The following is a 15,169-nucleotide window of genomic DNA, read 5'->3' on the forward strand; positions in this document are numbered from 1 at the left end:
CTAAGGGTTCCCGAGTCCGTTATGATGCGCGTCTTGAGGAGAACCCCGATGAATACCCCCGCAATCAATACCCTGCTACTGCACTGCCGCCCTGGTTTCGAGAATGAGGTGTGTGCGGAAATCGCCGAGCATGCCGCGCGCCTAGATGTAGCCGGTTATGCTAAAGCCAAGCCGAGTACCGCGTGCGCCGAATTTATCTGCACCGAGGAAGACGGCGCCGAGCGATTAATGCGTGGGGTTCGCTTCAATCAGCTGATCTTTCCGCGGCAATGGGCGCGCGGAGTGTTTATCGATTTACCTGAACTGGATCGCATCAGTGTGTTGCTCAGTCATCTGGCTAATTTCCCGGTATTTGGCAGCTTGTGGCTGGAAGTGCTGGATACCAATGACGGCAAAGAGTTGTCGAATTTCTGCAAGAAGTTCGAAGCGCCGCTGCGCAATGCCCTGACTAAGGCCGGCAAGCTGGTTGAGGATGAGCGCAAACCGCGCTTGCTGCTGACTTTTAAAAGCGGCCGTGAAGTGTTTGTCGGCATGGCTGAAATCAATAATTCAGCGCAGTGGCCCATGGGCATCCCGCGCTTGAAGTTTCCTCGCGAGTCACCAAGCCGCTCAACCCTCAAGCTGGAAGAGGCCTGGCATACCTTTATTCCTCGCGAACAGTGGGATGAGCGCCTGTCGGGGGACATGACTGCTGTCGACCTTGGCGCGGCTCCCGGCGGCTGGACCTATCAACTGGTCAAGCGCGGCATGCTGGTCACCGCTATTGATAATGGGCCGATGGCTGAAAGCCTGATGGACACCGGTCTAGTACAGCATTTGATGGTTGACGGCTTTACCTGGAAGCCTAAGCAGCCGGTGGACTGGATGGTCTGCGACATAGTCGAAAAACCGGCGCGCAGTGCCGCACTATTGGAAGCCTGGATCGGCGAAGGTCATTGCCGCGAAGCCGTGGTCAACCTCAAGCTGCCGATGAAACAGCGCTACGCCGAAGTACGTCGTCTGTTGCTACGCCTAGAAGATGGCTTTGCAGAGCGCAAAATCAAGGTGTCGATTGCCTGCAAACAGCTCTACCACGACCGCGAGGAAGTGACCTGTCACTTACGCCGGTTAGGTAAGTAAGCCTTTTTTGCGCGAGAATAGTGGCCTGCAACTGGAGCCCCCTGATGTCTTTGCAAACAACCGCGATTCCCGATGACATCCTCGATGCGACCGGACTGAACTGCCCGGAACCGGTGATGATGCTGCACAACAAAGTGCGCAACCTGCAGGCCGGTGGCCTGCTCAAGGTGATTGCCACCGACCCTTCGACGCGCCGCGATATTCCTAAATTCTGCGTGTTTTTGGGCCATGAGCTGGTCGAGCAGGCCGAAGAGGGCGCGACTTATCTGTATTTGATACGTAAGAAGCTCGACTGATGGATTGGTATTTTGCCTACGGCTCAAACATGAATCCGGCGCGGATGCAGGCGCGCGGCCTGATGGTGCTTGAGGCTATGCCTGGCTGTCTGCCGGGATACAGTCTGTGTTTCAACAAGCGCGCGATGGACCGTGCCCCCGGTCGAGCCTACGCCAATATCCGTCACGCTCGCCAAGATCAGGTGGAAGGCGTGCTCTATCGCCTGCAGGACGCCGGCGAGATTGCCAAGCTGGATCACTTCGAAGGCACCCCAATCTACTACAGCCGCGAGTGCTTGCCGGTTATGACAGCGCATGGCGTGCAAGCGGCTTGGGTGTATATCGCCAACCCGGCCTTTCGTGAAGAAGGTTTGCTGCCTAGTAAGGACTATCTGGCGCATCTTCTGGCGGGGCGTGAGCTGCTCTCTGAAGCTTACTGGTCGGCGTTGGCCGCGTTGCCGGTCCATCCCGACTGACCGGGCGCTAGGCCGCAGCTGTTGAGCAGCTCTTGCCAGCTGCGCACATGACGCACAGTCGCTTTCTGGAAGTTTGCCCATAACGAGTCTTGGTCTGCACTCAGGCTTTGCAGATACTGGCGAGTTGCTGGCGGCACCTGCGCTACGCCGCTGAGGTTACGCAGGCTGTTACTCCAAGCTTGTCCACGCTGGTCTACCTGCGCCAAGTAAGGTTGCAGGCTGGCGGCGTAATACTTGACGAAGATATTTTGCAGAATGCGGGCGCGCTCTGTGGGCTGCCCTATGGGGCAGACTGGCCTTTGCTGCTGACGACTTTCCAGCATATAGCTACCCTGATTGAGGCTGTGAGTCAGGCTGGCCAAGCTGCTGATCAGTTGCCCGCCTTGATCGCTGGCATGTAAAGCGAAAAACACCGTATCCAGCTGCGCGGCACTGGGCGGTAATGCTGAAGGCAAGCCGCGCCCGATGCTCGCCAGTTGCGCCAAGGCATCTAGCGCTGCGTCGTCTTCGTTAGACTTTACGGGAAACGCTTGAGTGGCAAAGCGCAGGTAACGCTCGACCTCCGGGCTGGCATTCAGGGCATTCCAGAACACCGCAGGCAGCTGCGCACGCTTATCCTGCGCGAGTAGTTTCAGGGTGCCGCGCAGTTCCGCCTGATCCTGCTCGCCTAGGTATTCGATACACGCGTCGGTGGCGCGCAGTAGATCGCCTTCATACGCAAGACGGCTGCTAGGCGCCAGCTGTTTGCCCAGGCTGTTGTTACGCAGGCTGATTTGCTGCTGCAGGGCAGGGCAACGGCGTACTTCGACCAGCAGTTCAAGCAAGCTAATGCGCAGTTCGGGGATGTCTATCAGGCGCTCACGCTTCGGCGGCAGGCGATAACGAACCAGCTCAGCAGAGTCGAAATTCATCGCCGACTCGACATCCAGGGCGTTGCTCAAACGTTTCAGGTAATCGGCCTGCAGCGCCAAACCATCATCGGCTGGCGTGCAGGCGCACAGGTAAAGTGCAGTGATCAGAAACAGCAGGCGGGCTCTCATTAGGCCATCTTAGCGGCTCGAATGCGTTTGCGCGCGCTACCGGCCAGGCGCACTGCGAGCATGCCGCCGGCGCAGGTCAGTCCGACTATTAAACCTTGCCAGAGCCCACTAGGACCGCTGGGTTCGCCTAACCAATTTGTCAGGCCCAGCGCGTAGCCCACCGGCAGCCCGATGCCCCAGTAGGCGAACAAGGTCAGGATCATGGTTACGCGGGTGTCCTGATAGCCGCGCAGGGCACCGGCTGCAGTCACCTGAATGGCGTCGGAGAATTGGAACAGCGCGGAATACACCAGCAAGGTGGTGGCCACGGCGATCACGGTTTTGTCTGGCGTATAGATCTGCGCAATCTCTTCGCGCAGCAGCAACATCAGGCTAGCCGACAGGCAGGCATAGGCCAATGCTGCCGCCATGCTCACGCCAGCGGCAAAACGCGCTTCACGCGGCTCATCTCTACCCAGCGCCTGGCCGACGCGTACCGTGGCGGCCATGCCCAAGGAGTAGGGGATCATAAACACCATGGAGCTGAAGTTCAGGGCGATCTGGTGGCCGGCTACCACGGTGGCACCGAGGCCGCCGATTAGCAGGGCGATCACCGCGAAGATGCTCGACTCGGCAAACACCGCGATACCAATTGGCAGGCCTACCGACAGTAGACGCTTGAGTACTGGCCACTGCGGCTTTTCAAAGTGGCTAAAGATTTTGCTCGGCTGGTAAAACGGCGCCCACTTCACCCACCACAGCATACTCAAAAACATAAACACCATGACCAGGCCAGTGGCCCAACCACAGCCGACGCCGCCCATAGCCGGCAGCCCGAGCTTGCCGTAGATAAAGATGTAATTGAGCGGGATATTCAGCGCCAGGCCGCACAGGCCTATGACCATGCTCGGGCGGGTGTGCCCCAAGCCATCGCTGAAACAGCGCAGCACGTGATACAGCGCCACGGCGGGGAAACCGCAGGCCACGGCGCGCAAGTAGCCCATGGCAGGCTCGATTAGTACCGGGTCAACATTCATCAGGCTGAGGACGATTTCGGCGTTCCACAACATCACCGCGGCAGCGATACCCACGCCGAGAGCCAACCAGAGTGCCTGACGCACCAGGGGGCCGATCTCGGTGTGCGCACCGGAGCCGAAACGTTGCGCGACCTTGGGCGTGGTGGCCAGCAGGATGCCGGTCATCAGCAGAAATACTGGTATCCAGATCGAGTTACCCAGCGCCACAGCGGCTAGATCCTGTGGGCTGACTCGCCCCGCCATCACGGTGTCGACGAAGCCCATGGCGGTGTTAGCCAACTGGGCAATGATGATCGGCGTTGCCAGCTTCAGCAGGCTGCACAGTTCAGTGCGGGTGCGTTGCAGGCGGGTTTGGGCAAGCATGACGAGTATCCAGCGAGGTATTAGGAAACCGCGCAGTCTACTCCTTGACGGCTAAGTCAGGAAACCTCGGTGCATGGCTTTCAACGCCTTTGCCGGCTAGCCTCGCTCAGCGTAGCCAAGTGCCGCAGGCAGGTTAGAATGTCGGCCTGATTTACGGAGCCGACCCATGCGAATAGTCGCTGACGAAAATATTCCCCTGCTCGATGAGTTCTTTGCCGGCTTCGGCGAAATACAACGGTTGCCCGGTCGCAGTATTGATGCGGCCGCAGTTGCTACTGCAGACCTGCTACTGGTGCGCTCAGTGACCCAAGTTGACCAGACATTGCTGCAGGGCTCAGCGGTAAAGTTTGTTGGCACCTGTACGATTGGTACTGACCATTTAGACCTCGATTATTTCCAGCAAGCCGGCATCACTTGGGCCAGTGCACCGGGTTGCAACGCGCGTGGCGTGGTCGACTATGTGCTGGGCAGTTTGCTGGTGTTGGCTGAACAGCAGGGCATAGACCTGGCAACACGCACCTATGGCGTAATTGGCGCTGGGCAAGTCGGCAGTCGGTTGATCAAGGTTTTGCGCAGCCTGGGCTGGCGCGTACTGGTGTGCGACCCACCCCGTCAAGCCGCTGAAGGTGGCGATTTCGTCAGCCTGCAGCATCTGCTGGAAACCTGTGATGTCATCAGCCTGCATACGCCCCTTGAACGGGCAGGCGCGCATCCGACTCATCATCTGTTCGATCAGTCACGTTTGGCTGCACTGAAATCAGGCAGCTGGCTGATCAATGCCAGCCGGGGTGCAGTAGTGGATAACCGGGCCTTGCACGAGTTGTTAGCGCAAGGTAGCGATCTGCAGGTGGTGCTGGACGTCTGGGAGGGTGAACCGCAGGTCGATGTTGCACTGGCTACCCTGTGCCGCATCGCTACGCCACACATAGGCGGCTACAGCCTGGATGGCAAGTTGCGCGGCACTGCGCAGATTTATCAGGCGTTATGCCAACACCTCGGTGTCGTACCTAGTGTTGAGTTGGCGCACCTGATGCCGGCCGCCTGGCTGAATACTATGACTATTGATGCCAGTGCCGACCCCACTTGGGCCTTAGCCAGCATCTGCCGCGCCGTATATGACCCGCGCCGTGATGATGCGGACTTTCGCCGCAGCTTGCTGGGTGATGCGCCGAGCCGACGTGCGGCCTTTGACGGGCTGCGTAAGCATTACCCAATGCGTCGGGAAATCGACGGGCTGAAGATTGGCGTGCAGGGAAATGCGCCGGCGTTGGCCAGCCTGGTGCAGGCGTTGGGGGCAAGTGTGCATCCGCTGTAACGAAGGGCAGCGAATGCTGCCCTGGCAGGAACCTTACTTGTGCTTTGCCGCTGGCTGCTGAGCTTTTTCCAGAGCGTTGCAGGCCTGTTGAATCATGTCTTCGGTGATCGGCACTTCGCGGCCTGTTTCGTCGATGACAGAGCCACCTAGTGGCGTTGGCGTGGTTTTTGGTGAGTTCTGCTGCGAGCTTTGCATGGTTGTCTCCTCATCGATTAGCGCGATTTTATGAGTGTTAGATGACGGCGCTGTGACAACTGCGACGGCGTAAAGCCGGCGCAAGACACAGGCCAAAACAGTCACTGCAGGCACTGTGCCAGAATGCCGGCAGGAATTGAACAAGAGGATGTTATGGGGCTTTTCCATATTGGCTTGATCATCAATCCCCTAGCTGGGCTGGGCGGCCCAGCAGGCTTCAAAGGCAGTGACGGCATGGCCGCGCAAGCCTTGGCCTTGGGGGTTGAAGCTAAGGCCGCGCGGCGCACGCAAACCGCGCTTGAAGTGTTGTTACCGTTGCGCGAGCGCCTAGAGTTCGTCACGTTCCCCGGTGTCATGGGTGCTGACTTACTGGCCGAGATGGGCTTTGCCCACCACGTGGTCGGTGAGCTTGACGCGGGGCCCAGCAGTGCTGCTGATACGCGCCAGGCTGTTGAATTGCTACAGAACGCTGGGGTGGCCTTGATTTTGTTTGCCGGTGGCGATGGCACCGCGCGGGATATCTGCGCCGCCGTTCGTGACGGTCAGCCCGTGCTGGGGATTCCAGCGGGGGTTAAGATCCAGTCCGGCGTCTATGCCATCAGCCCGCGTGCAGCGGGTGAGCTGACCGCGCGCTTGGTTGAAGGAGGCTTGGTGCGCCTGAGCAGCGGTGAGGTGCGCGACATAGATGAAAGCGCCTTGCGTGAAGGCAGGGTGACGGCGCGCTGGTATGGCGAGCTGACGGTGCCGCAGGAAGGCGGCTATGTGCAGCAGGTCAAGCAGGGCGGCGTGGAGTCTGAAGAACTGGTACTGGGCGATCTGGCCGACTGGCTGCAGGACAGCTGGGAAAACGATGTGCGTTACGTCTTTGGCCCCGGCTCGACCTTACACGGTCTGGCGCAAAATCTCGGTTTACAGGCGACCTTGCTCGGCGTCGACGTGGTCGAGAACGGCCACTTGTTAGCCGCCGATGTCACCGAGGCCCAACTGTTCGAGCTGGTCGATGGTCATCCAGCTCGCCTATTAGTCACTGCCATCGGCGGCCAGGGTCACATCATCGGCCGTGGAAACCAGCAAATAAGCCCACGGGTACTGCGCGCCATCGGCCTTGAGCACCTGCGGGTGATTGCCACCAAACGCAAGCTCGCCACCCTTGAAGGGCGGCCGCTACTGGTGGACAGTGGCGACGTACAACTCGACGACGCCTTCCCCGATGCAGTGCGGGTGTGGGCCGGCTACAAAGAAGAACTGCTGTATCCCGTGGGTAAGTGACTGCAGTGAAAGCATGGCGCTCGTTCGGCGTACGGGGTATCACAAGCTTTATTACTTGCTCCCCAGCGTTTATGGCAGCCGGTTGCTTGATGTGACGCTGCCGAGGCCCCATCTACTGCTGCAGTTGTTCATTCCTTCGTGCGGCTATGGCCTGCATCGGCGGGTTTGTATGCTGAGCGTCTTCTTCTCTAATCGGCGTTAGCGCCCACAGTGAGTGTTCATGCCCTCGATTCTGTCTTCACGTCAGCGCACGGCGTTACGTATGGCCTGGCGTTTTATCGCGCCCTATCGCTGGCGTGTACTTGGGGCCTTGCTGGCGCTGATGTTTACCGCTGGCATCACCCTGTCTATGGGGCAGGGCATCAAGCTGCTGGTCGATCAGGGCCTCTCGACTCAATCGCCTGCCGCTTTGCAGCAATCCATCGGGCTGTTTTTCGTGCTGGTATTAGCACTCGCCATCGGCACTTTTACCCGGTTCTACTTGGTGTCGTGGATCGGCGAGCGCTTTGTCGCAGATATCCGCAAACGCGTATTCAACCACTTGATTGAACTGCATCCGGGCTTTTATGAAAGCAACCGCAGCTCGGAGATTCAGTCGCGACTGACCGCAGACACCACGTTGCTGCAGTCGGTGATCGGCTCATCACTGTCGATGGCGCTGCGCAACCTGATCATGCTGATCGGTGGCAGCGTGTTGCTGGTCGTCACCAACGCCAAACTCAGCGGCATCGTATTGATGGCGCTGCCTCTGGTGGTCGCGCCGATTCTGATTTTTGGCCGTCGCGTGCGCGCGTTGTCACGCGAGAGTCAGGATCGCGTCGCCGATGTCGGCAGCTATGTGGGTGAGGTGCTCGGGCAGATTAAAACCGTGCAAGCCTACAACCATCAGGCCGAGGACAAGCGCCGCTTTGGCCTGTCCGCCGAAGCGGCTTTTGATACCGCGCGTAAACGCATTGCCCAGCGGGCCTGGCTGATTACCGTGGTCATCGTGTTGGTGCTTGGCGCCGTCGGGGTGATGCTCTGGGTCGGTGGTATGGATGTGATTGCCGGGCGGATCTCCGGCGGTGAGCTGGCTGCATTCGTGTTTTATAGCCTGATTGTCGGCTCGGCTTTCGGCACCCTCAGCGAGGTGATCGGCGAGTTGCAACGGGCCGCCGGTGCCGCTGAACGCATCGCCGAACTGCTGCAAGCACGCAATGAAATCACGCCACCTGCCTTAGATGCTGTGCAATTGGTGCAGCCTGTGCAGGGTCGAATTGAGTTGCAGGGGCTACGCTTTGCTTATCCGTCACGCCCCGGCAGTTATGCCGTGGACGGTATTGATCTACAGGTCACACCCGGGGAAACCCTGGCGCTTGTCGGGCCTTCGGGGGCGGGGAAGTCGACGCTATTTGACCTCTTGCTGCGCTTTTTCGACCCGCAAGAGGGGCGCATTCTGGTTGATGGTCAGCCGATTCGGCAGCTTGCCCCCGCCGACCTACGCAGCAGCTTTGCCCTGGTTTCGCAGAATCCGGCGCTGTTCTTTGGCACGGTAGAAGACAACATCCGCTACGGCCGCACGGATGCCAGCCTGGCCGAAGTAGAAGCCGCAGCCAAAATGGCGCATGCCCACGCGTTCATCATGAAGCTGCCAGACGGCTATCAGACGCACCTGGGCGATGCTGGCTTGGGGCTGTCTGGCGGGCAACGTCAACGTCTTGCCATAGCCCGGGCGTTGTTGGTGGATGCACCGATCTTGCTGCTGGATGAAGCCACCAGTGCATTGGATGCAGAAAGTGAACACCTGATACAGCAAGCACTGCCGCGCCTGATGCAGGGCCGCACCACCTTGGTGATTGCCCACCGCTTGGCCACGGTGAAAAGCGCGGATCGGATTGCCGTAATAGAACATGGCAAACTGGCGGCTATTGGCAGCCATAGCGAGCTGGTAATCAGCAGCCCGCTGTATGCGCGACTGGCCGAACTGCAGTTCAGCAATGAGGCAGACGCTAAGGTTTAAGTGCATAAGCGCGTTGTCTGCCGCGGATAGATGACCGCACGCCTGGCGCGCTGGGGCTAACGGCTAGCTTAGCTGTTAGTTGCTATAACTCCGCCAGGTTAAGCGCTTTAGGTTTGGGTTTGATGGTGGCCGCCGCACCCGCTGAAGCGAGGATGATGGCGCTGATCGCCAGCCATTGGTTGAGCGTCAGTTGCTCGCTGAGAAACAGCAGCCCGGATAGCGCGGCGATGGCCGGTTCCATGCTCATCAAAATGCTGAAGGTGCGAGCGGGCAGACGGGTCAGGGCAATCATCTCTAGGCTATAGGGTAGGGCCGAGGACAGCACCGCAACAGCCAGGGCAATGGGCAGCAGGTCGAGTGAAAACATACTGGCGCCGGCTTGCGATAGACCAATCGGGAACACCAATAGAGCCGCGACTATGGTGCCTAACGCCACAGTCTGCTTACCGTGCTCGGCCCCCGCCTTCTGCCCAAAAACGATATACAGCGCCCAGCACAGTCCCGCTGCCAAGGCCAAGGCCATACCGACCGGGTCTAGCGGAACGTCGCTCTGGCCGCTGGGCAACAGCAACCACAGGCCAAATACGGCAAGGGCAATCCAGGCGAAATCGAGCAGGCGGCGTGACGACAGCAAGGCCAGACCCAGCGGCCCGGTGAACTCCAGTGCTACAGCAACGCCCAGTGGGATGGTTTTAAGCGAGAGGTAAAACAGCAGGTTCATGCTGCCCAGTGACACTCCATACGCTAACAAAGAGCGGCAAGACTTCAGGCTCAGCTGCGCCTGCCAGGGGCGCATCAGCACACACAAAATCAGCGCGCCGAGGCCCAAGCGCAGGGCGGTGGTGCCACTGGCGCCAATTATCGGAAATAAGCCTTTAGCCAAGGATGCACCGCTTTGGATCGACGTCATGGCGACTAAAAGCAGCAGGATTGGCAGGATCACCAGGGAGAATTGGTTTGAACGCGGCATGCAGAACCTTATTTTTACAGCATAAATTTAGGATTTTAGGCAGTGGTCGTGAGGAGAGATGCGCGTCCTCAGCAATAGGACGACGAACTTAGGCTAAGTTGAGGCACTCAAGCGCTTACCTTTCGAGCTAAACAGCAACCGCCATACACCGCATACACTTCGAGTGCCTGAACTGTGCGCATAAAAAAATCCGCGGCCTGAATAGGCAGCGGATTTTCAGTGGTTACGGCTAAAGGTCAAACGCTAGGGATTAACTAAACGGCATTAACGCCAACAGCTGGATTTTCTGGCCGCTCAGGCTTAGGAAAGGAAACCGCCGTCGACATTCAGCGCTACGCCGGTGGTGTAGCTGGAAGCATCGCTGGCCAGGTACAGCACGGCGCCGGCCATTTCGCTTGGATCGGCTACACGCTTAAGCGGGATACGCTGCAGAGCAAGCTTGAGAATTGCGTCGTTCTTCACCAGCGCCGAGGCAAACTTGGTGTCGGTTAGGCCTGGCAGCAGGGCGTTGCAGCGAATACCGAACTGTGCACATTCCTTGGCGAAGACCTTGGTCATGCTGATGACCGCCGCCTTGGTTACCGAGTAGATGCCCTGGAATTCGCCAGGCGATACGCCATTGATCGAGGCGACGTTGATGATGCTACCGCCGCCGTTGGCCTTCATCAGCTTGCCGCCTTCGATGGACATAAAGTAATAACCGCGAATGTTCACGTCGACGGTCTTCTGGAAGGCACCCAGGTCGGTGTCCAGCACGTTACAGAACTGCGGGTTAGTGGCGGCGTTGTTGACCAGAATGTCGAGGCGGCCGAACTGTTCTTTGATTTGCGCGAAGACGTTGGTGATCTGTTCCATTTCACCAATGTGACAGGCCACAGCCGTGGCTTGGCCGCCATCAGCAATGATCGCGTCGGCGACTTTCTGGCAGTCGTCGATCTTGCGGCTCGACACAATGACGTGAGCGCCTTGTTGTGCCAGCAGCTTGGCGATGGCTTCACCGATACCACGGCTGGCACCGGAGACAAATGCGATCTTGCCGTCGAGGTCGAACAGTTGGGTCTTGGACATGTTTTTTCCTTTCTTGTTGAGAGGCCTGTTCGGCCATTTACAGCTGCGATTTATTGATGACCTGCAGGCTCATTTGCTCCAGCAACTTATTCATATGAATGAACTGGGCGAAGCGTTTGTCCTGAGTTTGGCCGTGGTAATAGCGGTAGTAGATCTGCTGCACGATGCCGGCCAAGCGGAACAGGCCGTAGGTGTAGTAGAAATCGATGCTTTTGATTTCAATGCCCGAGCGTTCGGCGTAGTAGTCGGCAAACTGCTGGCGCGTGAGCATCCCTGGGGCGTTACTGGGCTGACGACGCATCATCTGCACAGGCGCAGGGTCATTGGCTTCGATCCAGTAGGCGAGGGTGTTGCCCAGGTCCATTAACGGGTCGCCGATGGTGGTCAGCTCCCAGTCCAGTACGCCGATGATCTCGCTCGGGTTGTGCGGGTTGAGAATCACGTTGTCGAAGCGGTAGTCGTTGTGCACGATGCCGGGCTTGTGGTGATCGGTGGGCATCTTGTCCTTGAGCCAGGCCTTGACCGGCTCCCACAGCGGCGCATCTGGGGTCAGCGCTTTGTCGTAGCGATCACTCCAGCCGCTAATCTGCCGTTGCACATAACCTTCCGGTTTGCCCAGGTCGCCCAGGCCGCAGGCCTGATAGTCGACGTTGTGCAGCTCGACCATTTTGTCGATAAAGCTTTTGCACAGGTTGCGGGTTTGCTCTTCGCTGAAGTTCAGCTCAGCCGGCATCTCAGAACGCAGGATGATGCCGTTGACCCGCTCCATCACATAGAACTCACCGCCAATCAGCGCTTCGTCCGTGCAGTGCACGTAGGCTTTCGGGCAGTAGGGGAAGCCGGCGTTGAGCTGATTGAGGATGCGATATTCGCGGCCCATGTCGTGCGCGGACTTGGCCTTGTGACCAAACGGCGGGCGGCGCAGCACCAGTTCATGGCCGGGGTACTCGAGCAGGTAAGTCAGGTTCGACGCACCACCAGGGAACTGGCTAATGCGGGGCTCGCCTGTCAGGCCTGGGATATGCGCCTTGAGATACTGGTCGATGACCGCGGCGTCGAGTTCTTCGCCTTCGCGGATACGGGTGGACTGGTCAGTAAGCGCCATGTTTATCCCTTCTGCTTATGATGGGTGCCTAACATAATTAGCTAATCTAATGCGCCAATGCAGCGCTCACAACCACTATGGGCTGTTATAGGCCAGCGTGTTGCAGCCTAATCAAGATGCCTGATTGATCTTATAGCGAGTATTTGTAAGGCCAAATAGTGAGCTGATAACAGGTCGTAAGATGACTGCAGGGTCGTCTATAAGGGATGCCGGGCGCTGAACGTCTCGTGGTCAGTTTGAACGCCAGCAGGGGCAACGCCGCGTCTGGAGCGCGGGCAGGGTATGCGGGCGTTCGTGCGCCCCTCACTGCGTTGTGCGAAGCGCCACAAAAAAGGGGATGGCCGTTATGCCATCCCCTTTTTTGTTCAGGTTGCCGCCTACCCGGTAACCGGCTTTAGGCACTTAGAAGTGGTACTTGACCAATGCCTGGATAGCGCTCTGGTCGAAGCCGTGGCCGGAGCCATCAATCGGCTTGGCGCCGTAGCGGTTACGCCACATATTGACCTCGGTACCGACATAGAGCTTACGCCCTTCGCCAAAGAGGGCTTTGCCCGCATCCCACTTAGCCTGGATCGACGAGCCGACGGTGGTGCGGGTGTTGGAGGTCGAGTTACCAGCGCGCCAGTCAACGAAACCATCGATCACGAAATCCTGTTCGCCAATAGCGAACGGGTAAGCGCCGGAGAGGGTCAGCTGATAAGTGTGCGAGTTGTTGTTGCCGTGGGCCCGGTCGAAGTACACGTTGTTGTTGGCTTTAACTCGGTACAGGTTGGCGTTGAAGTAGGCGAAACCTGGGACATTCCAAGCCGAACCGATGCCATACAGATAGTTTTCTGTGCCCGCGCCGCCATTGCCTTTTTCATAGGTAAAGGCGGCATACACGTCCTTGAGTGGGCCGGCAGACAGCTTCTGACCGCTCAACCAGCTGAGGCTAACGCGTGGCGATAACTCCATGTAATAGAAGTTGTCTTTGTCGTGGTTAAAATCCCCCCGGCGCGACTGCTTGTTATCAGCGAGCACGTAGTCCGCAAAACCAAACATATCGCCCCAAACCCAGCCGCTGGCATGTTCGGCAGTAAAGGTGGTTTGGGTTTTCTGCTGCTCGTCGTTGAATTGACCTCTATTAAAATTTTCGCCGTACAGGTAAGAAAGGCTGTTGTTCTGCCACAGCAGGGCTTCACCGGCCATTGCCTGCTGACAGCCGACAATGCCAGCAGACAGTGCGATGAAACTGGCTAGACACTTTGAGTTCATTGCTTTTTCCTTATTATTTGGACTTACGTCGTTTCTTCGCACTCAGCCGCGCGCAGCTGAGTGGCTCTGGTGAGAACTAGGTTGTTCAGCTGGCGGCTCTGCCCGCGCGTATTTCATGCTCATCGCTGTGCGGGTTTTGCAGCACCGTATGCAAATGCGCTTCGGGGTCGTAGAGGTTGTCTTCTTGCTCGACGTCTTCTTCGGGCAAGAACACATTAAGCAAGATCGCGCTCAAGGCTCCGATGGTGATCGGTGAGCCAAAAATGTTCTTCAAGAAGTCTGGCATCTGCGACAGAACACCCGGTACCGCGGCTACGCCCAGCCCTAGCCCCAGAGAAATAGCCACGATTAGCACGTTGCGCCGATGCAGTCCGGCTTCCGCAAGAATGCGGATACCGGCCACGGCAACGGTGCCGAACATGATCAACGTTGCCCCGCCAAGGACGGGCTTGGGCATCAACTGCAGCACCGCGCCGAGTGTTGGGAACAAGCCAAGCAAGACAAATATTGCGGCGATGTAATAGCCAACATGACGGCTGGCGACGCCCGTGAGCTGGATCACCCCGTTGTTTTGGCTAAAAGTGGTCATCGGCAGGCTGTTGAACATCGCCGCCATTGCCGAGTTGCAGCCATCGGCCAGCACGCCGGACTTGATCCGGCGCAGATAGAGCGGGCCTTGTACCGGCTGCTTCGAGATGATCGAGTTGGCGGTCAAATCGCCGGCGGTTTCCAGTGGGGTGATCAGGAAGATCACGGCGATTGGCACGAACGCCAACCAGTCGAAGCTAAAACCGAACTTGAAGGGCACCGGCACGCTAACCAGCGGCACATCCGCCATGTTGGCAAAGTCGACTCGTCCGGTGTACCAGGCCACGGCGAAACCAAGGGCCAAACCAACGATTACCGCCGACAGACGAACCACCTGCGATTTGAAACGGTTAAGCACGATGATTGTGCACAGTACCAGTGCCGCCAGCCCTAGGTGATGCAAGGCACCCAGGTCTGGTGCACCAAAGCCGCCCGCGATGTCGGTCATGGCCACTTTGATCAGCGATAAACCAATCAGGCAAATAATGGTACCGGTCACCACCGGGGTGACAATTTTGCGTAACTTGGTCATCACCTGGCTAAAGGCGATTTCGACGAAGGCCGCGCAGAAACACACGCCAAACAAGGTCGAGAGGATTTCCTCGGGGCTACCGCCGCGGGATTTGACGATCATCCCCGCACTGAGAATCGCACTAAGGAAAGCAAAGCTGGTGCCTTGCAGGCACAGCAGGCCGGAGCCGATCGGGCCAATACGTTTGGCTTGAACGAAGGTGCCGAGGCCGGACACAAACAGCGCCATGCTTACCAGATAAGGCACATAAGCACCGAGGCCGAGCACGCTTCCGACAATTAGGGTGGGGGTGATGACGCCGACGAAACTGGCCAGTACGTGTTGCAAGGCAGCAAAGAGAGCGGGGCCAAAGGAGGGACGATCATCCAGCTGGTAAATCAGGTCGTTACTGCCAGCAGACGGAGCTGGGGCGTTAAGTGTGTTAGTCGTGGTCATATCAGAGCCTGCCAGTTGTTTTTATATGGTCATGGGCTTGGCGAGGCTTCACGGCGCCTCTGTTCTGTAAGCCGGTTAATTTGCCCGCTGAGCAGAATGGCCTGACTATAACAACTTGTTCACAGCCTAATAAACAATTTATTTATAAAT

Annotated in this window: 14 protein-coding genes; 6 read left to right on the forward strand and 8 right to left on the reverse strand. The window is 58.1% G+C overall.

Annotation, left to right across the window (positions count from 1 at the left end):
- Positions 1-63: 63 nt before the first annotated feature.
- The 3 genes from rlmM to BMZ32_RS10420 are packed head-to-tail and all read left to right on the forward strand — an operon-like array spanning position 64 to position 1,870.
- Positions 64-1,119, forward strand: a complete 1,056-nt coding sequence (rlmM, locus tag BMZ32_RS10410; RefSeq protein WP_090242108.1) for a 23S rRNA (cytidine(2498)-2'-O)-methyltransferase RlmM — start codon at positions 64-66, stop codon at positions 1,117-1,119.
- Positions 1,120-1,163: 44 nt separating this feature from the next.
- On the forward strand, positions 1,164-1,415 hold the full coding sequence (tusA, locus tag BMZ32_RS10415) for a sulfurtransferase TusA (protein ID WP_090241903.1): 252 nt from the start codon (positions 1,164-1,166) through the stop codon (positions 1,413-1,415).
- Positions 1,415-1,870: a gamma-glutamylcyclotransferase family protein gene (locus BMZ32_RS10420; protein ID WP_090241904.1), complete on the forward strand. Its 456-nt coding sequence runs from the start codon at positions 1,415-1,417 to the stop codon at positions 1,868-1,870. The genes tusA and BMZ32_RS10420 overlap by 1 nt, the downstream gene beginning before the upstream one ends.
- Here BMZ32_RS10420 and BMZ32_RS10425 read toward each other — a convergent pair.
- Together BMZ32_RS10425 and BMZ32_RS10430 are read right to left on the reverse strand one after the other, a co-directional pair.
- Positions 1,828-2,910, reverse strand: coding sequence for a DUF3080 family protein (locus BMZ32_RS10425; RefSeq protein ID WP_090241905.1), 1,083 nt, complete (start codon positions 2,908-2,910; stop codon positions 1,828-1,830). The two genes, BMZ32_RS10420 and BMZ32_RS10425, sit on opposite strands and share 43 nt — an antisense overlap.
- Positions 2,910-4,289, reverse strand: a complete 1,380-nt coding sequence (locus tag BMZ32_RS10430) for an MATE family efflux transporter (protein ID WP_090241906.1) — start codon at positions 4,287-4,289, stop codon at positions 2,910-2,912. Before BMZ32_RS10430 ends, BMZ32_RS10425 begins: the two co-directional genes overlap by 1 nt.
- A gap of 166 nt (positions 4,290-4,455) precedes the next feature.
- Here BMZ32_RS10430 and pdxB point away from each other — a divergent pair, with 166 nt between their 5' ends.
- The gene (pdxB, locus tag BMZ32_RS10435; RefSeq protein WP_090241907.1) at positions 4,456-5,604 is read left to right on the forward strand and encodes a 4-phosphoerythronate dehydrogenase PdxB; all 1,149 of its coding nucleotides are present in this window, start codon (positions 4,456-4,458) and stop codon (positions 5,602-5,604) included.
- Between the two features lie 33 nt (positions 5,605-5,637).
- Here pdxB and BMZ32_RS19440 read toward each other — a convergent pair whose 3' ends face one another.
- On the reverse strand, positions 5,638-5,799 hold the full coding sequence (locus tag BMZ32_RS19440) for a PA1571 family protein (RefSeq protein WP_167376748.1): 162 nt from the start codon (positions 5,797-5,799) through the stop codon (positions 5,638-5,640).
- A gap of 153 nt (positions 5,800-5,952) precedes the next feature.
- Between BMZ32_RS19440 and BMZ32_RS10440 the strand changes: the two genes are divergently transcribed.
- The gene (locus BMZ32_RS10440; protein ID WP_090241908.1) at positions 5,953-7,068 is read left to right on the forward strand and encodes an ATP-NAD kinase family protein; all 1,116 of its coding nucleotides are present in this window, start codon (positions 5,953-5,955) and stop codon (positions 7,066-7,068) included.
- Between the two features lie 220 nt (positions 7,069-7,288).
- Positions 7,289-9,067 (forward strand): ABC transporter transmembrane domain-containing protein, encoded by a 1,779-nt coding sequence (locus tag BMZ32_RS10445; RefSeq protein ID WP_090241909.1) that lies wholly within the window; start codon positions 7,289-7,291, stop codon positions 9,065-9,067.
- A gap of 82 nt (positions 9,068-9,149) precedes the next feature.
- On the opposite strand, the gene rhtA is transcribed toward BMZ32_RS10445, so the two are convergent.
- The 5 genes from rhtA to BMZ32_RS10470 form a co-directional block, all read right to left on the reverse strand.
- Positions 9,150-10,037 carry a threonine/homoserine exporter RhtA gene (gene rhtA / locus BMZ32_RS10450; RefSeq protein WP_090241910.1) on the reverse strand — a complete coding sequence of 296 codons (888 nt, stop codon included), beginning with the start codon at positions 10,035-10,037 and terminating at the stop codon, positions 9,150-9,152.
- A 300-nt stretch (positions 10,038-10,337) separates the two neighbouring features.
- Complete coding sequence (locus tag BMZ32_RS10455; protein ID WP_090241911.1) at positions 10,338-11,105, reverse strand: SDR family oxidoreductase; 768 nt, start codon at positions 11,103-11,105, stop codon at positions 10,338-10,340.
- A 37-nt stretch (positions 11,106-11,142) separates the two neighbouring features.
- On the reverse strand, positions 11,143-12,210 hold the full coding sequence (locus tag BMZ32_RS10460; RefSeq protein WP_090241912.1) for a phosphotransferase family protein: 1,068 nt from the start codon (positions 12,208-12,210) through the stop codon (positions 11,143-11,145).
- Positions 12,211-12,612: 402 nt separating this feature from the next.
- The gene (locus BMZ32_RS10465; protein ID WP_090241913.1) at positions 12,613-13,464 is read right to left on the reverse strand and encodes an outer membrane protein OmpK; all 852 of its coding nucleotides are present in this window, start codon (positions 13,462-13,464) and stop codon (positions 12,613-12,615) included.
- 85 nt (positions 13,465-13,549) lie between these two features.
- Positions 13,550-15,019, reverse strand: a complete 1,470-nt coding sequence (locus BMZ32_RS10470; RefSeq protein WP_208598709.1) for a uracil-xanthine permease family protein — start codon at positions 15,017-15,019, stop codon at positions 13,550-13,552.
- Positions 15,020-15,169: the final 150 nt, after the last annotated feature.

The sequence above is a fragment of the Pseudomonas guineae genome, from assembly GCF_900113745.1.
Lineage (GTDB): Bacteria > Pseudomonadota > Gammaproteobacteria > Pseudomonadales > Pseudomonadaceae > Aquipseudomonas > Aquipseudomonas guineae.